General features: G+C 59.5%; 22 protein-coding genes. 13 read left to right on the plus strand and 9 right to left on the minus strand.

Annotation, left to right across the window (positions count from 1 at the left end):
• The first annotated feature begins 357 nt into the window (after positions 1-357).
• Positions 358-963 carry a hypothetical protein gene (locus tag IAE58_RS01605; RefSeq protein WP_199932135.1) on the plus strand — a complete coding sequence of 202 codons (606 nt, stop codon included), beginning with the start codon at positions 358-360 and terminating at the stop codon, positions 961-963.
• A gap of 69 nt (positions 964-1,032) precedes the next feature.
• Complete coding sequence (locus tag IAE58_RS01610) at positions 1,033-2,043, plus strand: hypothetical protein (RefSeq protein ID WP_199932136.1); 1,011 nt, start codon at positions 1,033-1,035, stop codon at positions 2,041-2,043.
• 298 nt (positions 2,044-2,341) lie between these two features.
• On the opposite strand, the gene IAE58_RS01615 is transcribed toward IAE58_RS01610, so the two are convergent.
• A complete protein-coding gene (locus IAE58_RS01615; RefSeq protein WP_199932137.1) occupies positions 2,342-2,605 on the minus strand; it encodes a hypothetical protein in 264 nt (87 codons plus the stop codon).
• A gap of 64 nt (positions 2,606-2,669) precedes the next feature.
• Here IAE58_RS01615 and IAE58_RS01620 point away from each other — a divergent pair, with 64 nt between their 5' ends.
• Positions 2,670-3,284 carry a hypothetical protein gene (locus tag IAE58_RS01620; RefSeq protein ID WP_199932138.1) on the plus strand — a complete coding sequence of 205 codons (615 nt, stop codon included), beginning with the start codon at positions 2,670-2,672 and terminating at the stop codon, positions 3,282-3,284.
• Between the two features lie 139 nt (positions 3,285-3,423).
• On the opposite strand, the gene IAE58_RS01625 is transcribed toward IAE58_RS01620, so the two are convergent.
• The 3 genes from IAE58_RS01625 to IAE58_RS01635 all read right to left on the minus strand — a co-directional run bounded on the left by IAE58_RS01625 (position 3,424) and on the right by IAE58_RS01635 (position 5,766).
• A complete protein-coding gene (locus tag IAE58_RS01625) occupies positions 3,424-4,197 on the minus strand; it encodes a hypothetical protein (protein ID WP_199932139.1) in 774 nt (257 codons plus the stop codon).
• A gap of 85 nt (positions 4,198-4,282) precedes the next feature.
• The gene (locus IAE58_RS01630; protein WP_199932140.1) at positions 4,283-5,239 is read right to left on the minus strand and encodes a hypothetical protein; all 957 of its coding nucleotides are present in this window, start codon (positions 5,237-5,239) and stop codon (positions 4,283-4,285) included.
• 158 nt (positions 5,240-5,397) lie between these two features.
• On the minus strand, positions 5,398-5,766 hold the full coding sequence (locus IAE58_RS01635) for an H-NS histone family protein (protein ID WP_199932141.1): 369 nt from the start codon (positions 5,764-5,766) through the stop codon (positions 5,398-5,400).
• Positions 5,767-6,060: 294 nt separating this feature from the next.
• On the opposite strand from IAE58_RS01635, the gene IAE58_RS01640 reads away from it, so the two are divergent.
• Together IAE58_RS01640 and IAE58_RS01645 are read left to right on the plus strand one after the other, a co-directional pair.
• The gene (locus tag IAE58_RS01640; RefSeq protein ID WP_199932142.1) at positions 6,061-6,276 is read left to right on the plus strand and encodes a hypothetical protein; all 216 of its coding nucleotides are present in this window, start codon (positions 6,061-6,063) and stop codon (positions 6,274-6,276) included.
• Between the two features lie 131 nt (positions 6,277-6,407).
• The gene (locus tag IAE58_RS01645; protein ID WP_199932143.1) at positions 6,408-6,659 is read left to right on the plus strand and encodes a hypothetical protein; all 252 of its coding nucleotides are present in this window, start codon (positions 6,408-6,410) and stop codon (positions 6,657-6,659) included.
• A gap of 113 nt (positions 6,660-6,772) precedes the next feature.
• Here the strand turns inward: IAE58_RS01645 and IAE58_RS01650 are convergent, their stop codons facing one another.
• Complete coding sequence (locus IAE58_RS01650) at positions 6,773-7,180, minus strand: BLUF domain-containing protein (protein ID WP_199932144.1); 408 nt, start codon at positions 7,178-7,180, stop codon at positions 6,773-6,775.
• Between the two features lie 2,166 nt (positions 7,181-9,346).
• Here IAE58_RS01650 and IAE58_RS01655 point away from each other — a divergent pair.
• The 6 genes from IAE58_RS01655 (at position 9,347) to IAE58_RS01680 (ending at position 14,696) form a co-directional block, all read left to right on the plus strand.
• A complete protein-coding gene (locus tag IAE58_RS01655) occupies positions 9,347-9,781 on the plus strand; it encodes a BLUF domain-containing protein (RefSeq protein WP_199932145.1) in 435 nt (144 codons plus the stop codon).
• Positions 9,782-9,874: 93 nt separating this feature from the next.
• Complete coding sequence (locus IAE58_RS01660) at positions 9,875-10,150, plus strand: hypothetical protein (protein ID WP_199932146.1); 276 nt, start codon at positions 9,875-9,877, stop codon at positions 10,148-10,150.
• A gap of 61 nt (positions 10,151-10,211) precedes the next feature.
• Entirely contained in the window at positions 10,212-10,685 is a 474-nt protein-coding gene (locus tag IAE58_RS01665) for a BLUF domain-containing protein (protein ID WP_199932147.1), read from the plus strand.
• A 183-nt stretch (positions 10,686-10,868) separates the two neighbouring features.
• Positions 10,869-11,252 (plus strand): hypothetical protein, encoded by a 384-nt coding sequence (locus IAE58_RS01670; RefSeq protein ID WP_199932148.1) that lies wholly within the window; start codon positions 10,869-10,871, stop codon positions 11,250-11,252.
• A 114-nt stretch (positions 11,253-11,366) separates the two neighbouring features.
• A complete protein-coding gene (locus IAE58_RS01675) occupies positions 11,367-11,720 on the plus strand; it encodes a hypothetical protein (protein ID WP_199932149.1) in 354 nt (117 codons plus the stop codon).
• A gap of 609 nt (positions 11,721-12,329) precedes the next feature.
• Entirely contained in the window at positions 12,330-14,696 is a 2,367-nt protein-coding gene (locus IAE58_RS01680) for a methyl-accepting chemotaxis protein (RefSeq protein WP_325166815.1), read from the plus strand.
• A gap of 212 nt (positions 14,697-14,908) precedes the next feature.
• Here IAE58_RS01680 and IAE58_RS01685 read toward each other — a convergent pair whose 3' ends face one another.
• The 4 genes from IAE58_RS01685 to IAE58_RS01700 all read right to left on the minus strand — a co-directional run bounded on the left by IAE58_RS01685 (position 14,909) and on the right by IAE58_RS01700 (position 18,380).
• Positions 14,909-15,187, minus strand: coding sequence for a hypothetical protein (locus IAE58_RS01685; protein WP_125892001.1), 279 nt, complete (start codon positions 15,185-15,187; stop codon positions 14,909-14,911).
• 39 nt (positions 15,188-15,226) lie between these two features.
• Positions 15,227-15,460, minus strand: a complete 234-nt coding sequence (locus IAE58_RS01690; RefSeq protein WP_199932150.1) for a hypothetical protein — start codon at positions 15,458-15,460, stop codon at positions 15,227-15,229.
• Between the two features lie 117 nt (positions 15,461-15,577).
• Positions 15,578-16,054 carry a chemotaxis protein CheW gene (locus IAE58_RS01695; RefSeq protein WP_199932151.1) on the minus strand — a complete coding sequence of 159 codons (477 nt, stop codon included), beginning with the start codon at positions 16,052-16,054 and terminating at the stop codon, positions 15,578-15,580.
• Between the two features lie 574 nt (positions 16,055-16,628).
• On the minus strand, positions 16,629-18,380 hold the full coding sequence (locus tag IAE58_RS01700; protein WP_233614470.1) for a sensor domain-containing phosphodiesterase: 1,752 nt from the start codon (positions 18,378-18,380) through the stop codon (positions 16,629-16,631).
• A 271-nt stretch (positions 18,381-18,651) separates the two neighbouring features.
• Here IAE58_RS01700 and IAE58_RS01705 point away from each other — a divergent pair, with 271 nt between their 5' ends.
• Together IAE58_RS01705 and IAE58_RS01710 are read left to right on the plus strand one after the other, a co-directional pair.
• Complete coding sequence (locus IAE58_RS01705; protein ID WP_199932152.1) at positions 18,652-19,104, plus strand: BLUF domain-containing protein; 453 nt, start codon at positions 18,652-18,654, stop codon at positions 19,102-19,104.
• Between the two features lie 502 nt (positions 19,105-19,606).
• Positions 19,607-20,218, plus strand: a complete 612-nt coding sequence (locus tag IAE58_RS01710; protein WP_199932153.1) for a hypothetical protein — start codon at positions 19,607-19,609, stop codon at positions 20,216-20,218.
• The last annotated feature ends 168 nt before the right edge of the window (positions 20,219-20,386 follow it).

A 20,386-nucleotide genomic window follows, 5' to 3' on the forward strand; every position in this document is an offset into this window, starting at 1 on the left:
GGCTCAATTGCCACGGATGTCTCACTCCGTTGAGCTGCTACGTGGTCAATTCATAGCCTCAGGAATGGATGGCTGCATCGACGTTACTTGGGCGTGCAATTGAGTAGGCACGATTGCAGAGAGCGTGGCCCTCCCATCCTTCGCGGACCAAGCTTCCTGTCAACGCCGTGACGCTGTCGTGCCAATCTGGGCTGGGTATGCCGGAACGGATATCCGTTTTCAAGCCCACTGCCTTCACCATCCAGCTAGTCACCTCGCATAGAACATCGCTCAAGAATTCACCGGGCCCGTAAAGTTTCGCCGGCATTGACAACGCACTGAGTGAGGGTAGTTTGAGCGCGGATTAAAAAGGCTGATGTGGCTGATATGAATGTTAGCGATCTAGGGGGCAATAGTGGGAGTGCTTTTACGTCACTTCAGGCGGGAAGTGCTGTTAGCGTGCCCGGATTGTGCTGCTGCGGCAGGCTGAGGGAGTTTTCGCGTCTGCCCCTGACCAAGATCAACGTGATCTTGGAGCCTTACGGCGTTAGCCTGCGTGAGGTTGAGGACGGGTTCGAAGCCGAAGGTTGGGATGGTCGTTACATATCGTTGGAGGAGCCGGCAAGTCTGACCTTCGATAGCATTTCGAAATTTTGGCACAGCTGGTTCCGCTATGTTTGGACTGTGACGGAAGAAGTTGAAAAGATTGACGCGTTTACAAAGGCCTATGCGGAGGAGTCCGCTGCCGGTCGGCTCAGGCTGATTGCGGTGTTGCGCGATTACCTATGGGGCGTGGACGACACTGGCTTGGAGTCGTTCTTCGATGAGATGATTCCCACTACAGGTTGCCGAATGGATGGCTGGGCCGAGAGGCTGACTCAAATTCTGCAACGGCCCGATGGGCAGTCTCCTTTCGGCGCAATCATCGCAAGTAGGCTCAGACAGGTCGATCCATTGTTTGAGACGTTATGGCGCCATCCCTAAGGAGGTTGATGCTGGTCACCTGAGCCTCCGTCCGATAGGATGCTTTTAAACCAGGATGGAACCAGGCGGATGACTGATCAGGTTGAGGGCCAGCGCGAAAAGCACGATGAGATTGGCCCAGTAGTGCGTGCATTCCTGTGGACTCTAGAGCGAGCGCGCCAGGTGACCGAAATGACCGAGCTTGATGAAGAGTCGGTGACTTCATTCATTATGAGTGGCGTGTCAGTCTGTGCGCCGCTCGTTGTCAAACTGGTGGGGTCCGGTGACAAGGATATCGCTAAAGAATGTTACTGGGGTTCCTTTAAAAAAAGCAGTGGTGCCAAGAGCCCTTTCAGTGAAACTGCCACGGGTGCAGACTTCGCATTGGTGGTTGGCAAGCCCGATGGCTCGGTGCGGTTGGCGATCTTTCAAGCCAAGAAGGCAAGTTTGCTCAAGCGGTCGGGTGAGGAGAGGCTTGATGTAAGGCGCGACCCGGCGGAGAGTGCGAAGGGAAATACACAGCTTGTGATGCTGATGGCCTATGGTTTGATGATCGCGGAAGTCGCCGCAAAGAAACGACCTACGTCTGAGTGCGGGTCCGGTGCGACGTTGGAGTATGCCTTCAACCTGAGAAAACTTTGGGATGCCAAGTCACCCATTGGATATCGATCATTGAAATGGGTTCATTATTTGGCGTACAAGTTGCAAAAGTTTGTATGTGTACCCCTCAGTAAGATGGGCGAGAAGGTTATTGATTCTGAATTTGCCGCTGCTCCTAAAGTCAATCATGTATTGGCTGGTGATGAGCAAGACTTTTTCGATCTGATCAAGGAAGGTTTGACGGGAAGTGGTCAGGGTTGGTTGAAGTTGGATTGGGATGATTTGATTAAGTTGCTTCCAACTCTTGTTGATCTGGGTGCTGTCTATGTCGTTGACGAGAATGGGGAGCGTAGGCTTGCCTATGAAGATTTTTCGGAAGATGGTGTCTCCAATTTCGTCGAGAAGTGGCAGGCATCCGAGAGTTCGGAAGAGAAATTGAATAACTGGAATTCTCTGATTGATAGCTTGACATCTCCACATCGCGCTGCGTCACTGGGATGAGCCTAAGCTCATCGTCCCGACCAGTTCGCTCTCGTCGCTGTTTCGATTGCGCGCGCGAACCTGATTGAGGAGATTGGCGCGCGGAAGTGGTAAGGGGATTGAGGTTGAAGGAATCACCGACCGGCTTGATTGCGTTGCTGGGTCGAACCTCCTTTCTTTTGCTTCACATCAACGGCAGGGAGTAGAGAGTCCTAGATTGCCTCCGGCCCGGATGCCCTTCACAAGGCCCCAAGGATTCCTAGTTAGAGCAATGGCATAGGAAAGGGCAGATCCGGGCCGGGGAAGTGGTTTGAAGGAGCTAGAGGGCGCCCAACTCACTGGTCAAGTCGCGCATTGCCTGCTGAATCGCCCCAGTGAACGGAAACCCTTCTTCTCCTGCGTGGGCGTCCGACGCTCCGGCTAGTGCCATTCCCCATGCCAGTGAAAACACCTGGGGGTTCGGATGGCTGGCAATGACCGCCCGCATCCCGTATTCCAGTGCCTTGATGTAGCCGCGGTGGGCTTCTAGGTCGACCTCGCATGCCTCAAGGCGCGCGGCCAACTGTTCTAGGGAAAGTTCCATAGGAGGGCTCGACAGGTGTGGAGTGAAAATTGGATAGTGGGTGACAGGTCGCCAGACTTTACCCATGAGCATCCTCAACGTTTTGCTGAGTGCTGACCAGTTGGTCGTGACGGTGGATACCTGGGCGGAGGACGCCCTGAGCGGGCAAGCTTCGGCAGGTGCGAAGCTGCTGCTCATTCCTCAGCACCAGATCTTGCTGGCGACCCGAGGGTCGGCCCAGTTCTTCCTGCGCATCTACCAGCTCTCGTTGGAAGCCAGCTTTCGAGCGGACTTCACCCTGGAGCAGCTGACGGCGGAGTTGGGGCGGGTCATTGACCAGCTTTGGCCGAACTACGCCAAAGCCGTGGCTGCAGCGGGCTTGCCGGCAGAATACTGCACCACGGAGCTGGTGCTGGGCGGGTGGTCCGCCAAAAGCGGCCGCATGTTGGCCACGGCCTATGCCAAACACGACGCTGCGGTGCCTGCGGTGGTCCAGCCGATCACGGGGCAGCTCTCGTCGCCTGGTGAGCCCTTGCAGGATTGGCCGCCCTCAATGGCAGCGCCGGGCCTGTTTGAGACGGGCCGGCGGCAGGCGCAGTGGCTCAACGAAAGGGCGGGCAGGCAAGTGGCCGGAGGCCGGTTGTTATTGGGGTTCCTTCAGCCGGGCCAGACGGTCGTGAAAGACCTGGGCGCTCTTTAAAAACTGGACCATCGCTTCCCTTGGCTGGAAATGCCAAGGATCCGTAGGTCGGACGGACCAGTCCGCTGGAGGAGGCGCCGGGGCACGATGGCCCCGATGGGCGGGAACTTCGTGTCCGCGCAGGTTTGAGCGGGCGTTGTCAGGTCTGAGCGATTTCTGAGTACAGTCGATCGACCTCTGCGCGATCTTCGTTGGTGTAAGGGTGGCCTAGATAGAGTCCTGAATAGTCCATGGCAAACGCGATGAATCGGTGTGCAACCTGCGCGGCAGCCGGATTAGACAAGTCAAGGAAGGCACAAAACGCATGTCCGGTTTGGACCGCCAGCTTGCCTAGCTCTTCCAAAAGTGCGCGCAGCGCCGTCGGGTCAAGAAATGGCCCGTTGTGCGCGTCCATCCCCATTGGCCGAAGCATCGCAAATCCTTCGAACGAGGGGTGTCCAGCCAGGCTGGAAAACGTGGCATAGATCTGTTCGCGCCGACTGCGTGCGGCTCCCATATCCGCGTCCAAGCGCTTCCTAACCGCTGCAGGAGAGAAGAGTGCCTTCTTCGTCTTGCGGTCAGCCGTACACCAAATGGCAATGTGGGTAGGGTCAAGGCAGAAGGCGTTGATCAAGTAGGTGGTTTCAACAACGTCTCGGAGGAGGAGCGCAGCCGCTTGGTAGTAGCCCGAAGCCGTCAACTTCCATGACCCAGCAAAGTGATTGAAACAGCGTATCGCGAGGTGGCTCACGGTGCGCTCGTCATCATTGGATTGGTGGTGCTGGCGGAGCACGTCCAGAACGTCCATAGCCCGCTCTACCAAGGCCAAGTGATCTGAGAGATCTCGATGGGATGCGATCAGAGCAATAGAGCGCTCATGAAGCTCCTCTTCGCCTTGATGAAGCAGTTTCATATTGCGCGGGATGTCGAACATCCTGGTTCCTTCAGCAAGCAGGAAGTGATTCGTTTCGCCAATCCATTCTTTTCATTTTCGAGCACAACAAGCCGGTTCTCGATTGCTAGAGTCGACACAACTCTATGGAAGAGGCCGTCGTCCTTCCGATCCAGTCCCCCTGAGCAGGCAGCAAGTGGGGCGGCACTCTCGAGGTGGCCCTTTCGTTGTGGATCATTGCGGACAAATGAACAGCGGGAAAGTGCGGCGCGCTGCTGGAGAGCAGTGCTGCCTCTTGAAGGTCAAGAGCCCAAACTGCTGAAACGGGATCATATGCAGGATTGAGAAAGCTGTCCGCAGGCACCCCCACCGTCCCGCCGGCTTGGCCGGCTTTGCTCAGCGAAGGTCGGTGGGCATGGTCTGAATGGAGCGCCTGTCCGGTGGAGCGGCTTAGATGCAACTGCTGCGGTCCAATCGCATAGACCACTTCACCAGCCACAGGTGCTTGGCTGATGCCGCTTAGCGAACGAAAGGCGCCCTGCAGGAGATGCTGGTTAATTGCGACAACGTAGCTCTCGCCTGGCAACACGATGCCTTTGGCCAAATAGCCGGCGCTCTTCCCTGGATCTCCCACAAGTTTCTGGTACTTTTCCTTCAGCGCGCTGGTGTAGCGCAGTGCGATCGCTTCGTGGGGATAGGTCCACACGCCTTCTTGGTGGGACACGTTCAGCCAATGAGGGTCGATCCCCTTGGGCTCGGGAGTAACCAGCTCGATCCACACCGAATGACCGTTCTTCGCTGCGTTGAAGTCCGGTCCAGCAGGGGCGCTGGTCAACGAGAAGCCATCATCCCAAAGGTACTTTGCCAAGAGCATCTCCGCGAGCCTTTGGTGGTGTTCCGCGTGAGAACCCCGAGCCAGAAGTCTGGAGAAATGAGGGTCGGCCAACCCCATCTGGTGAAACTGGTCAAACAGTGTTGACAGCGTCTGAAGCACCTCCAAGCGTCGCCGCAGCGGAGGCTTGGTCCACCGTTGGCCCACCCTATCGAGGAACTCTACCTTGAGCACGCCTGCGAGTGGGCGCATGTTCTGTCCTGAAATGTTGGGTGGAACCGATCGGTGCCTTCGCTCGAGTGTATCCGCCGCTCATGGCAACCGGTCTCAGACCTTCCCATGCGCCCGCGTGCGTGCCGACAGAGGTCCTGGGCGTTGATTCGCCTTCGATCTTCGACCTGCGCTTTGGACTACTTGATCAAGAACTCGCTGGAATCCTTCCCTTTCTGGACCAGAGCAGCAAGCCACCTTGGTTGGCGGCCACGTCCGGACCACGTTTCGCTGGGGTTGGCCGGATTGCGGCACTTAGGGGCGACCTTGCTGCCGGTGGACTTCGCGGGTTTGCGGCTGGTGCGCTTCTTGGATGACTCGGAAGAGGCCGTTGAAACCGATCCGTAAAGCTCCTCAATCGTGTAACCGTGGTCTTTGACGTATTGGTTGATCTTGGCTCGCATGGCGGCAGCCTTGGGCCGGGTCAGCACCTTGGTTTGTTGCTTCTCTGCCTGAGTAATCAGGGTCTTGAGTTCTCCGGCCGAGAGGCCGCTGACATCGATGGTCATCTGTTTGATCCAAGCGTCGAGGGCTTTAGCGTAATTCCAAATGGAATTCGATGCGAAGGCTCCCTTGACGAGCCCTGGCCCCTCTTCATGAGTTGGTTGGACTTGGGAAACAGCTGCTGGTATCACCGATGGAACTTGCCCGGGAAGGGTCGAGAAGCCTGCATTTTTCATTGGATCCACTCATCCGACACCACTGGCAGTGGTAAAGCGTCAAACGGATGTTTGAATGACGTGCTATAAGCTGCTTTAGTGGTTTCGTGTCGCTTGAGAATAGGGCAGAGCGAAAGGGACGGAATGCAAGCACAGGAAGATTGGTATCTGAAGATCAGGGCGCGGGACGTGACCGTCCGCGTGGTGCTTGCTGGGGTAGGCCGCGGCACAATGACCAGCTTCCATGTGATGTATGGGCCCAGCCAAGCCGGTCTGGCGATTCCCGTCGAGTCGCATCAGGACGCAATGGTCAAAACCGAAGCGCTGCTATCAAAACTGATGGGCGAGGGGTGGTATTGACGAAGGAAGCCAACTCCTGCGTAGCGGCGGCCTCCGCAGCCCACGCAGATCCGGCCATTGGAGCCGTCTAAGGCCGCTCTTGCCTGGCTCATCCGCGTAAGATGTTCCCAGCCTCCCATTGCAAACCATTCATGAAGACAGAGGGCTTCCGCCACACCATGCGAGACACGATGGGTGGACATACCTACGTTGTCACCATCACCAGTCCGACCGATGAAGTCTTCCACTACTCGGCGACCGTAGATGGTGTGGACGTTGAGGTACGGGAGAGGAGTGTCATACGCAACAAGGGCGACGCCATGCAGCTGGCCCTTGCCGCCGTCGAACGGCACATCGCAGACCTGTCTCACAAGATTGCCCGCGATTCCACCACGGCAAGTTGATAGCACCAGCGTTGTTCTCGAGCTCCGGTTCTCGCAACCGCGTGCGGCTAACCGCTGTGAGTGGATCTCTGGCGCCCGTGGAAAGCAGGGGCTGCCTCGCCTGGGCCGCGGCCTTACGCCAAGACCTGGCGCAGAAGCAACAAGCCACCGACTGGGTTGCCGGCGTGATCCAGCGAGCGGTCCAAACTTCCCCATGGGGCGACGAACAGCCGATCCAGCACAGTGTTGGGCTGCATAAGGCAGCTCATGTCCCAAGCCGGGAAGCGCCGGGTTTCAATCAGCGATTCCCCAAGCACATGGAGGTTGGTGTGGTCATCGCTGGCCCTGATGCGTCCAATGGCGCCTTCGATGCCATCGTTTGGTCCTTCCACGTATTGGAGAAAGCGGGTTCCATCGAAGAGCATCGCTCCTGTCACCCCGGCTAGCCGGTTGAAGCGTTGTGCACCGCGCACGATCTGATCGAGGCGGGTGGAATCAATTCCCGGGGCGGCAACGCTTCGGTAGGCGACGGCTCGCAGCATGGATGGGCTCGTTTGAAGTGGATTGAACACGATACTCCCTGGTGGTTCGTCGCGCTTGGCCGATCCAGTCCATCGCCCACCCGACAAAATCGGCTTCACGTGATGCTCAGCAGCGCAGCACGCTGCCTTCTCCCTCGCCGCCTGATGCTAAGCCATACGCCACGGTTGGTAACTTGAATGTGCGAGCGGGACGCGAATCAAAGCTGTGGTGCGGCTGGTGACACTGGACGGTTTCGCTTGGTCTGGGTCGAGCGCGAGAGCGCGGGTCCGCAGGCGGTTTCCAAAGTGCTGAAGGTCCACGCCCATTGCCACATGTGCGACAGTGATTTCGTTGCAAGCGAGCCCATTGGGCTGACATCGATCTCCGGTGGCGCCGTGCTCAGCTGCAGTCATTGCAGCAACCGCCAAGCGATAGGTCAGGGCCTCTTCGACGACCTCCCTTCAGCGTCACGCTGACTTGGCGTTCTGGTCGACGCCTCAAATGCTGCTGCAAAGGCGATCCCGGCGGCACTGCCTCATCCAAAGGTGCCAAATTTCCTCCAGAGCCAGCATGGCGTTCGCATTGCACCTTGGACAGGTGACCGAGACACCAGCTTTATCCGGCTTAAGTCCGTCACCAGTGGTGACGGTGGACCTAGCTCGGCACGCTTGGCAGGTCACCAAGATAGCTGCAGATCCAGCCCTCGGCCCCTTGCTCAGCAGTGTGGGATCGACTTGGTGGATTACAAAGACGGTCGAAGATTGCATTGAACGGTCAACGCGAAGAGAGAGAGCGCTGTCGGAAGCGGTGCGAGCAGTGTGGGGTGTTTCTGACCAAAGATGAACAGGGTCGATGATGAAGACGGGCGCATTTCCTGAACTGTTCAATCAACTCGATTTCCCGGTCTCCAAGCACCGATAGGAGGTCAGAAGTGGGCGGTTTCAACGGCAACAAATGACGCGGCTGGCTTTCACGCCAATATCACGCGATTGTGGCGATCTTCACTTCTAGCGGACAGGGGACTGCTGAGCGCCAATGGCCCGGGCGCTCAGAGGTGCTGCCACCCCACGGGCCTGCAGGACCCCCGCCATGGACCTCCTTTTGTCTCTTGCTCTTGTGATCTTGGCCGCCGCAGCTGCGTTGGGGTTGCTCCAACTCACAATCGCGCTTTTCAAAGCGCCGTCCTGTCGGCAATGGCTGCGCCGCGGAGGAGCGAAATGATGCGTTCGTTTCGCTACGCCTACCAAAAGGCTCGCACTTGGCACAGCTCTGTGCCGACATCGATTTGGGCCGGGTTCCGCTATTCGCTGACGGGCGACACCGGCTACTTCAAGTCGCACGGCGGATGGCGTCTGTCTCGCGTGCACCGAGCATCTGAATCGGCGGAGCAATGAGTCGCTCGACGCCTGGGCGCGTCGGCTGAGCTTGGCCAAATCGCCAAAGGGTTAGGCCCTACGCCCGCTTGGTTTGTTTCGCCTAGCGAGGGGGGCAATTTGTGGTGCTGTGTGCCGACCTGCCTGGGCGGCCGAATGGCCAACCGCGCGTAGGCGTTGCTCCCACCGCTGCCGCTGTCTGATACTTATCCCGCCCGCCGATCGAAGCTCCCAAGTCGGCATTCCACGGGGGCAAGCGGGACGAATTGATCAACCCGGACAACAACAAGAAGCCCGATGATACGCAGCAAGCTTGCGCACAAACGCGTTCTCGCCCAGGGCGGACCGGTCCTGGTCTGGGTGACCTCCTTTAAAAAAAAGTACGTCTTCACCGCCAGTGGCATCGGGATCCCTGGACAATACGGGGTGGAGCTACGGCAGGACACGAAAGCAAGTCGGAGAGCCCTCCAAGTGCGCTTTGCGGGATCGAAGTTTCATGAGGTGTTCGTGAGCGATGAATCCGCCTCAGTGATCAGTGTCCATCGGTCTTTGACGTCGGCTGGACCGCGAGACGGGATCTTTTTCCTCTGCAGCACTTCGGTCGTTGAGGCCGCGGTCCTCGCGCACCTTGGGGCGACGCTGCCAACCAGGTCAACTCTCTTGCAGCCAGCTTGATTCGGGATGGTCCTACCCGTAGCGCACGCTTAAAGGTTCAGAAATACCGCAACGTCGAGGCGCGCCCGCCTGCGTTTTCTACACAACTGATCCACTCTCGACCGGCCTACACTGGCGCCGAGTTGAAGGTGACCCTCAATGCCCAAGTGTGCGGTGGTGTTCGTGAGCGCGGCGGTGGAGGGCATCGGTGATGAGCGCTTGGCCGAAGTCATGCTTGCAGGCCGACAGTTCAATGCCAAGTGTGGCTCCCATGCAGTTGTTTGCTTCGACGGCAGCAGGTTTTTAACGTATCTGGAAGGCGCAGCGAGTGCGGTGGCTGCCAGCTGCGTCTATACCGAATCCGTCACGCTGCACACTGAGATCGTCGAGCTAGCTCGGGGGGCCATCCAGCAGTTGCGGTTTCCAGCGCATGCCTTGCTCTTCCTGATGGTCTCAGAGGCCGAGCTGAAAGCGCTGATGAGGTCGGACTGGGTAAACTTCTCCCAGCGCTTGGGTGGGAGATTCATCCCCGACACAGGGATGGAACGGCTTGCCGTGTTGGTCGGTAATCGGCCCGATGACATCCCGCAGTAAGGGGCAGGGGTCTCCTTTTTAGGCGACCCAATCCAGTTCGGATCAGCGGAAGCAGGGGAGTCATCAACTTGAGGCACTCGACAGGGGCATGCCATGCGGTTGGAATTTACTCACAGCCACATCTACCCAGGGGCCACTGCGTCCCTGACAGGCGAGCAGGCTGAAGCGGATGAGAGAACCACCTGCTTGGTCGAGCTCAGCGATGGCGTGGTTCTCTCGACCAGCTGTCTGATTCACGGGGGTGAGATCATTCTCTCCATGCCGGACTACCTGACCGCCCGTGGGGCAAAGATTCCGGCAAAGGACTGGGTGCTGAGGAAGGATCTGGAAACAGGCGCCTGGAAGGCAAAATCAAAGGTGGCTGTGTAGCAGTTGTTGCACTTCCCGACCCGGCAGCTGTTTTGGTCTGAAGCAGTCATTGGAGCGTGTCATGCCAAACCGTGCGGTGGTTTTTGTGAGTGAAGCCAGCCCCTACCTTGCCCTTGGGCGGCTGGTTGAGTTGATGGCCGACGCGGAGCGGTTCAACAGGCAGGCCGGCGTGACCGGGGTGACCTTGTACGACGGGGCCCGGTTCCTGTCCTACATGGAGGGTCCACCGGATGGCCTTCGCGTTGCCTACGCCAGGGCATCCGAAGCGCGCAGCCACCTGAACTTGATCGAGTTGGCACGCGGGCGTGTCTCGCAACGTCGGCTGCCGCGGTGGCCGATGCGGCTGTTTGAGGCCAAGGAGGGCCAGCTGCAGAGCATCGCAATGGCAGACTGGGCCAGCTTCGCTCAGCGGGGCGATGCGGACGCAATGAATGCAACGGCGATGGATCTGCTTGTGCGCTTCACGGGAGGGCCGTCTGCCTCCGTCTACGTGGGGGCCCTCTCGAAGCCACTCAGCGAAGGAAAGGCGAAATGAGCATCGTGGCGACTGGTCTGTCACCCGGCGGAAGGATGCTGGGGGCTCCTTTCGCGCTCCCGATGAAGCGTTGGCAAAGCTGAGCAGATTCCGTCTGCCGAAAGCAGAAGTCGTCCCAACTGGCTTGAACCAGCTGCTGACCGTGTGGAAAATTTGACCCGACCTTGTGGAACGGCAACCCACATGAACATTCTCTTCGTGGACATTGAAACCTCCATCTGTGAGGTGGTTGGAGTTGGACTAAAAGAGCTCGGCTATGACGTCGAATGCTTCGAATCCACCTCAGGAGCCTTGCGCGCAGCGCAAGCGAGGCACGTCGACGTCGTCGTTCTGGATGTGCCCGCCAGCGCTGCCGCCCGACGCAGTGCGTACAAGTTGGCAGACGAACTTCGGCGCGATGGCATCGCTTTCTTCTTTACCTCCACGCTTCATCCGAACGATGTGATCAGCCGGCACCGGGATCGGGGTGTTTTGTCCAAGCCCTACGGCGTCAAACAGATCGCTGCCTGGATCGAGGCGCTTGGCAAAGATGGCAGAGGCGAATCGGCCGGCGCGCGCGTGCGTTAGCTGACTGGTAAGATGCATCCGCCCTCTGGAGTGCATTGGACCGCAGGCTCTACTCTTTACAGTGGGTTCGCAGGAAGCGAACGTCGCTGCTGCCCCTTAATGCCCGCCACTTGCATGATCAGAAGCACTGTCGTTCAGCGCCGTCACTTTCAAGACGGCGGCCAGATCGTTGTCCTGCACACCGCGTTCAAAGACTGGCGCCTGTATACCTCCTTCGCCATTGGTTTTCCCGATGCCAGCAATCGGCCGCTTTCTGATCGAGCGGAGCAGGCCAGGCGCGCGCTGTTGGCCACGGCGAACGAGATCAAAGGCCACAGTTACCAGGAAGCCTTCGTCAGGTCTCCTTTCGCCGCGCTTATTTCCATTCACAGCGCGTTGAGTGCTTCAAGCCACGGCGACGCAGTGTTCTTCCTGTGCGCCGACGAAGCCACGTTGGAAGCGGTAGCCAACGCCCTAAAGATCGATTGAGGGTCAGCCGCCATCTCCTGCCTGCTTGCCTTGTCAGCCTCTGGTGATGGCCATTTATGCCGCCCATGACGGGGTGGGGCTGGCGGCGTCCCTTCGGTTGGATGCCGGCATCCAGGCCCTTTCTGCCTCCTAGCCGCCGCGAGCCCCGGGGCTAATTGGCGTCCCAGCGCCTGCCGCTTCCGGATGACGCCGTGCGCTCAAATGGAACAATGCGTGCTCGTGGTGCGCGAGATGTAAGCGCGCTTTTGCCAGTGTCTCTTCCTTTTTTCACTCTGTCTTCACGCGGCGGGACCGGGTCCCACGGCTACCTCGCTCTGAAGCCTCTACCGAGAGCACAAAATCTAGAAATAGTTCCAGCATTTCACGCATCCTTCACGTGACCTCCCGTCCGCAGTTTGGGGGGAGTGAAAGCGTCTTTGGCCTGCCTCCCATTTGGCTTCAGTTGCGGCGAGCAGCGCCGTTACTTTGCAATCGGCCCCGCTGGCTGATGTCTGGACGGTTTGTTCAAACCCCCAGGATTTACGTCGTCCCAGCGGAGGGCGCAAGGCTGCTTGCCGGCAGCTGATTGCTGGTGGCGCTCGCACCAACTTGCGGGCTCTAAGGAAGTCGTTGAAACAGGTTTTGGTATGCGATGGATGCGACTTTACCGAAAACCAAAAAGAGCATTCGGTATTCCATGGCGCACCATTACGAGCAGGATCAAGCCTGATGAATTGGTTTAGAAATTTAAACATCTCCAAAAAACTGATGCTGGCATTCGCCATAACGACCAGCATGACCTTGGCGTTGGGCATCTTCACTATTGTCCGCGCGTCACATTCGAAGCAGGAGTTGTCCAGGATTGAGTCCGTCTGGGCGCCTGGCAGCTATGCCATCGGAGAGATGCGTGCGCAGTTCGGCGATCTCCGCATCTACGAAACCTCCCAGGTCAGCGAGGCCACTTCCCCTGAGGCCGTCAAGCAATACGAACAGCGGATCGTGGCGGGCAAGGCCAAGATCAACGAGCTGGTGAAGCAATACGAGCGGTCCTTCGCCGATGGCGAAGATGCCGCGTTGTTCAAGCCGGTCAGCGCTGCGTTGAGCGATTACTTTGTCATCCACGATCGGCTTCACGCTGCGCTCCTCGCTGGCGACGCCGAGGCCGCGCAGACGATCTCGGTGACAGAATCCAGGGCAAAGCGAGTGGCGCTGTTCGACGCCATGGAAAAAGTCAGCGAATACAACCTTCGCGGCATGAAGGCTGAACTCGCCACCAACGCGGCAAGCCTCAACAACCTGATGTCGATCACGGGTTTGGTTGTGGTGGTGCTCTGCTTGGTCGCAAGCGTGTTGGGTTGGGCGATCAGCCGTTCGGTCACCCGCCCCATTGGTGAGGCGTTGGCCGCTATCCGCAGCGTGGCCAATGGCGACCTCAACGTGCGGACCGACTACCAGAGCCGCGACGAGGCAGGCCAGATGCTGCTCTCCCTCCGTCAAATGGTTGCCACCTTGGAGCGTTTTTCGAACGACACCAAGGTCATGGTCAAGCTTCACGAGGCCGAAGACATCTCGCACCGGATTCCGGAGGACCTGCCCGGTGTTTACGGCGAGCTGGCCAAGGGCATGAACACGATGGTGTTCGAGCACCTCGAGGCCATCCTGGATGCCATCCAAGTGCTCAACGAGTATGCGGCCGGGGACCTGCGGCGGGATGCGCGACGCCTGCCAGGCTCCCGCGCGGTGCTCCACGAATCAATGGACGCTGCCAAGGCAAGCCTCCTGGCGATCAACACGGAGATCAAGCGGTTGGCAGTGTCGGCTGCCGACGGTGACTTCTCGGCCCGCGGTGACACGTCTGCGTTCCAGCACGATTTTGCAGTGATGGTTTCAGACCTCAACCGTTTGATGGAAACAGCCGACCACAGTCTCAGCGCCGTCTCCACCCTGCTTCAGGCCATTGCTTCTGGCGACTTGACCCACCGCATGGAAGGCGACTTCCGCGGCGTCTTTGCGACGATGAGCCAAGACGCCAACGCGACCGTGGCTCAGCTGACAGATATCGTCTCCCGCATCCAGCAGGCATCCACGGCAATCAACACCGCGTCGACGGAAATTGCCGCTGGCAACGGCGACCTGTCGCGACGCACCGAACAACAAGCGGCTAACTTGGAAGAGACGGCGGCGTCCATGGAGGAGCTCACCTCCACGGTGCGCCAAAACGCCGAGCATGCACGCCAGGCCAGCGAGTTGGCCAGTGGGGCCTCGCGCGTGGCCGGGCAGGGCGGTGGAGTGGTCGGGAAAGTGGTGGAGACGATGGGGGACATCGAAGCCTCGTCGCGACGCATCGGGGACATCATCTCCGTGATCGATGGCATTGCTTTCCAGACCAACATCCTCGCACTCAATGCGGCCGTTGAGGCGGCTCGAGCCGGGGACCAAGGTCGAGGGTTCGCCGTGGTGGCCTCTGAGGTGCGCACGTTGGCGCAGCGCTCTGCCTCTGCAGCCAAGGAGATCAAGGGGCTTATCGAGGATTCTGTGTCCAAGGTCGCCCAAGGATCGGCGCTGGCTGACCAGGCTGGCCAGACGATGACTGAGATTGTCAGCTCGGTTGAGCGCGTGTCCAACATCATTGGTGAGATATCTGCCGCCTCTCAGGAGCAGGCGTCGGGCATCGAGCAAGTGAACCAGGCTGTTTCTCAGATGGACGAGACGACCCAGCAGAACGCCGCGTTGGTGGAGGAAGCGACCGCCGCTGCCCGTTCCATGGAAGACCAGTCGGTACAGCTGGCTGCAGCCGTCGCGGTCTTCAAGGTGAATGACGGCGCGCAGGGAAAGACGTCATCAGCGGCCAGTGCAGGCGCGGCCAGGCCGGGTGCTGTGGACGGCTCCCGCCATTCTCAAGCCACCTATTCAGGCAAGCCAACCCCGCCGAAGGCATTGCCAGCTCGTCCCGCACGACAGATTTCTGCGGACGCAGCGCACTGGCAGGAGTTCTAACCGCCCTTCCAAGGCCAGTGCGAACGCATGGTCGCTCGCAGGGCATGGTTGACCGAAGTTGCCGCTGAAGTCACCGTGGGTGAGGCCGCCTGGATGGCGGCCTCAGACCCGCAAGCGCGCCGAAAGCTCGGCGCCTTGCGCCGTGAGGCGGCAAGGCGGGAATGGCATTGGCCGAGGTTACGGCCGCCCGATGGCCGCTCCGCTTTGGCAGTTCAGCGGCTCGGAGACGGGGGAATGCCAGCCAATGGTTCCCTCAGGATGCCCAGCCATGGCTCGACGATCTCCTCGAACGCGAAGACATGGTCCCGGTGCTGGTCCATCCCCTGGAGGTAGTGCCGAATGCTGCGCTCAAACTCGTCTGCGACGTTGGCGTTGCCGGCGTTCGTGCGAAGCAGGAGCACTGTGGCCGCTTCCAGCGCCGCAACACGGATATGCATGCGATTCATTGCTTCTTGAAGACGCAAAAATGCGTCCCTGACCTCGTCGTTCACCAAGCCCTCCGCGAGCAGGCACATCAACACAGAAGAGGATCAGTGGCTGCTGCTTGAGCCTGGGATCGTCAGACGAGCGCGGTTGGCGGCGATCAAAAGGGCATTGCCAATTCGCTCCGCTTGCGTCGGAGTCATCGTCGAGCCGCACATAGTTGAGTCACCCGCCGCATTGCGAACTTGGTAAAGCCCGAGTGCAATCACTGCCGTTTCGGCGTCAATGCCGACTTCAAACCCGTCCAATGGGAACCACGTTGCTCCGTCGAATTTCTCCATCGAGCGCCTCATGCACGGAATCGCGTTGTCAGCTAGAGATTACCGCAAAGCGTGGAACTTGGGACGCGCGCGCAACGGTTGCAACTGAAAGCGGCAGCACTGTGCGGCATTCGGCAGTCAACCTGAATCGATCTCCAGCCGTTGCTGAATGGATAGGGCACGGCCCGGATCAATGACGGCGACGCGTTTGCCGTTTCCCAGCTGGACGCCCTGCGGGCAAAGCTCAGCGAACCGGTCGCCGTGAGCGGCAGGCTCGGCACGCCAAGCAGACAGGCTCTCGATGACCAAGACTTCGTCCACTGCAAGGGCGACCAGCTGAACCCCTGATTGAACCAAGAGCATCGCTCGACAATCCGCCCCGGCTGCATTGCCCCTGGTGATCAAGCCCAAATCAACCACAGGAACGTCTTGCCCTCTGATGGAGACTTTAAACTCGCGGTCCCGCGTTCGGGTCAGCGACTCTGGCCCGCGTATTTCGACGGCCGACTCGACATCCACACCGAACAATTCGCAGCCGACACGCACGATCACCAGCTCCAGCAACGGATCTGGCGAGGCCTGTAGAAATGAATCGAAAGGCAAGGGGACGGTCAAGATTTCCGTGGGCAGCAAAAGACGAGAGGGCGGTCGCATCATGCCCGCAATATGCGGCCGCCGTTGCGATTCATGCCCTTGGAAATCCGAAGCGTTCAGATTGGCAGGCTAGGGGCCTCACTCTGACAAGACCTGCCCCTCGTCCGAAGACGATGGGTTAGCGGTGGCTGTAGCGTCCGTGCCGGCCATTCGCTTCATAAACTCTTCGAACCTCATCCGGCTCACCGCTTGATGGTTTTGGCATTGCGGGCACACCATCACACCGGCGCCTTCCAAGTCCGTCAGGCCCTCGCCCGGTGCTAGCAGCGAGGTCAGACCACAGCTGCTACAAGTGGCCTCAACAGCATGCAGACGCGCCAGAGCGCCGTCGGAGGTGAGTTCTCCGTTGACAAAGCGAAGAAGAAAAAAGCCGGTATTAGCCACGGGTAGGGTCCTGAAATAGGCCAGAGGCAGTCAGCGGCCTCAGCGATCTCGGAGACTTCCTCAAAGCACTACGCACGCTGCAGGCTCCTTCCGCGTGCCTCCATCCGGGACGGTTCGTCCGCTGGAAGTCCGAGTATCAAACTGCCTCGGGTCAGGGCGCAAGGAGCTCGGCCAACTCAATGGCGCTGATGGGCTTGGACAGCGCGAAACCTTGAATTTCGTCACACCCGAGGGCTTGGAGCTTAGCGACCTGGTCGCTCGTTTCCGCCCCTTCTGCGACGGTCGAGTAGCCCAGATCATGGGCCAAACCAACAATCGCTTGCACCTTGAGCAACGCGCGTTGGTCTTCAGAAATGTCGTCTATCAGCGACTTGTCGAGCTTGAGCGTGTGAATGGGCAACTCGGTCAGGTATCCGAAATTGCTGTAGCCGCTGCCGAAGTCATCCACTGCGAGTCGAATGCCTGAGGAGGCCATCCGTTTGAGTTGCTCGCCCGGCAGCGAGTTGACCCGCAGCCATTCTCCCTCGGTGATCTCGACCTCCACGTCCTGGCAATCCAACCCGTGCGCGTGGATTTTGGCGACGAGTTCATCGGCCATTCCTTGCCGCGCGACATCCCGAGCGGAGAGGTTGATGGAAAGACTCAACGCAAGGCCGGCACGCTTCCATTGCGCCAACTGTGCCAACGCATGGTCAATGACCCACTCGGTGACCCCCTCCATCAGCGCCGTGCGCTCAAAGACCGGGATGAATTCGGCGGGACTGACCGGGCCAAGCTGCGGATGATTCCAGCGAATGAGCACTTCCGCAGACACCGGTTGAAGGTTGCTGGATCGGAAGCGCGGCTGGTAAACCAAATGGAACTCGTCCTGGAGCAGCCCGTGCCTGGCGTCGGCCGCCAGACGGTAGCCCCGTCGCAGGCCTGCATCGCGCTGGGCGGAGTACCAGTTGAAGCTCTCGTGGGCCGCGATGGCAGAGTGGAGGCCGATCAGCATCTTGCGGATGACGTCATCTGCGTTGTCTCGGCCGAGGTCCGCCTCGCAAATTCCCGCGTGGAAAAGCGGCGACATCGGAACCTCTGCGGCCATCATGGGTCGAGTCAGGCGCACGCGAAGTTCCTCGACCAGGCGCTCGATGGCCTCGCGGCTTGGGAGTTCCACCACGAAAGCAAAGCGGGTCACGCCAACGTGGTAGACCTCCGCCAACCCATCCAAGGCGACTTTCACCCGGACGCCAGCGCGCTTGATGAGGGCTTCCAGGGGAGCCATGCCCAGCACTTGGCCCGCCTCGTTTGCACGCGGAAGATCAAGGACGTCCACGAGCACTGCAAAGCATGTTCGGCCCGGCGACCTTGCTGACCAAGCGTTGAAGTCGATTGAAAACTGGTGCCGGTTGGGGAGGCCGCTGACCGGCTCTCGCCGCCCCGTCAGTGCACGCAGCTCCAGCTCATTCATCACCGCCATGCCGAGTGTCTCCAGCTGACGCCGCTCGACTTCCGAAAACTCCCGGGCCTGTTTGTCCATCACGCACAGCGCGCCGATGGCGGTCCCGTTCTGCGCGATGAGCGGAGCCCCTGCGTAGAACTTCAAATGCGGGTCGCCGGTGACAAGAGGATTGGATGCGAATCGCGGGTCAAGTCGCAGGTCAGGCACGACCATGACTTCCGCTGAGCCAATCGTGTGCGCGCAGATCGAATCGCGGATGTTCATCTCGCTCATCGGCAGGCCCTTTCGGGCAATCAGCCGTTGGCGATCGACCTCTACAAGGGACACAAAGGCCACGGGGGCGCGGAAGGTGTGCGTCGCCAACTCGGTCAGGCGATCCAAAGAAGCCCCGGTCACGTCGTTCAACGCGTTAAGGCTGCCCAATGTAGACATGCGTTCTTCGGAGCGGGTGGGGGACATGCGATGCAACCGATCAGTAGATGAACTGGTGTATCAACCATACGCCGAGATCCGACGCGCAGCCAAGTGGGAAACTACGAGGGTATTGCCTCCTGCAGCAAATGGTCATGTCTCACCGCGGGGCTGATCAAAAGCCTCACCGTTTTCTTGATATGGGCCGGCGACATTCTGAAGCGTTTATCCGTTTCGTAAAGGTGGATCTGCGTCACGACTGAGTCGGCTACCCGCCATTAGACTTTGGTGTCCTGGGGTGACCGTGAGGAAGGGGATCATGCCCATTCGCGCCATTGCCTATTCCAGCAGTGCAATTAAAGACTTGGCAACTGATCGCTTGGCGAAACTCGTCAGCGATGCCGCAGCTTTCAATTTGCAAGCCGGGGTGACTGGAGTCCTGCTCTACGACGGGGAGAGTTTCCTCCAATACCTGGAAGGCCCCGAGGACGGGGTTCGGGTTGCCTATGATCGGGTGTACCAATCGTCCAGCCACCGAGAGATAGTGGAGTTGTTTCGCGGGCGTGCGGACAAGCGCCATTTCCCATTCTGGTCCATGCATTGCGTGACTGTGCGACACAGTGAGCTCAAAGCCGTCGCCGGTGGCGATTGGTCTGGTGCTTCCGGTGTAACCCGATGGGATGCATCCGACGGTGCCTTGGTGCGGCTCAAGGCCGCCGTTGCCCAGGATCTTCCGTCGACTGATCCGATAGCGCTTTGGCGTCAGGGATAGTTGGTTCAGCACCCTTTTTGCTGTGGTCGCGCGCACCGACCAACCAGTGCAGCAACTGCTCGGACCGCGCCCCATGATCCCGCCCAAACGGCCGCGGCTTGCACGGCCGTGGGCAAGCGCCACGTCACCGCGTCTCCAACAGCAAGCGCCGCCTCAAACAGTCTCACCGGCCTGACCGATTCCTCTCGATGGCATATGCGGGCCCCTGCGGCGCCCGGGCAGGGCGCCGGGCGAACATCCAAAGGCTCTTCTGTCAGAGTGGCACCAGCTGGCCATGCTCGGTGTGCAGGACAGGGGACTGGGTCGTCAAAGCAGGCCAGGCACACCCAAAATGGCTCGGTGAGGCAGAGGTTGGCGGCACTTGGTCAAGCTGTGGTTGGCGCGATCCTCTCTCCGCGCGATGCTTTCGCCCGACCGACGTCTCATTTCTGGAGGCGGAGCAACGGCGGTGCCCGGTGACAGCCGCTCCCCGAAGCCCATACTCGTTTGAGAGGGGGGGACCATGAATACCAAACGCAACGTGCGTGTGAGCGGGTCGGCTGATTACAGGCCTTGGCCAGAATTGAACCATGCTGCCCGGTCGCTACGCCGGATGGCCAGGGAAGAGGCGGGCTTCCGACTTCACCTGATGACCGGGTCCTTGGTGCTGACTGCCATGGCCGTCGAAGCCTTCTGCGCCACCGTGGGGCCGAAAGCGCTTCCCGAAGCTTGGCACCATGGACGAGCTCCAGTCGTCCGGAAGCCGTTGGCCCGTCAGCTGGAGCTCATCGGAGCAGGGGTAGGGGTCTTCATAGACTTCGACCAAGAGCCTTGGACGTCGGTGCGCCAGCTGCTGGAGGCTCGCTCAGACCTGCTGGTGCCCAAGCCGGGACTCGGCGTGGACGAGGCGTTGAGCGTGGACGAGGACGCTGACGCCAGATTCGATGCCCACATGGCCGTGCAAGCCCAGCACCGAACGCTTCATGGGATCGCTGATCTGGAACGGGTGGCGGGTGAAGTAAACCGAGGGTTGCTCCACCTATGGGACGCGGCAGGAGGTGACGAACTGGCTCTGAACGTGCTGGAGGCCGCCCAATGGACGGTGACCGAGGTGCAGGGTGGAGGTCAACCTTGAACCACGCCCGGTTTACCGGGTCGTATCGCGGCGGCGTTTGCGCATTCTGATGCACATGCCAGCATGAATAGGCGACCTTTTACCTGCCTCCCTGAAAATATCGGACGTATTTGTGGCCGCGTGATGTCTCAATCCGTGATCGATACGCGTAGTCCTGCTCTCGGCATC

The organism is Stenotrophomonas sp. S49, assembly GCF_016624905.1.
In the GTDB taxonomy this organism is placed as follows: Bacteria; Pseudomonadota; Gammaproteobacteria; order Xanthomonadales; family Xanthomonadaceae; genus Stenotrophomonas.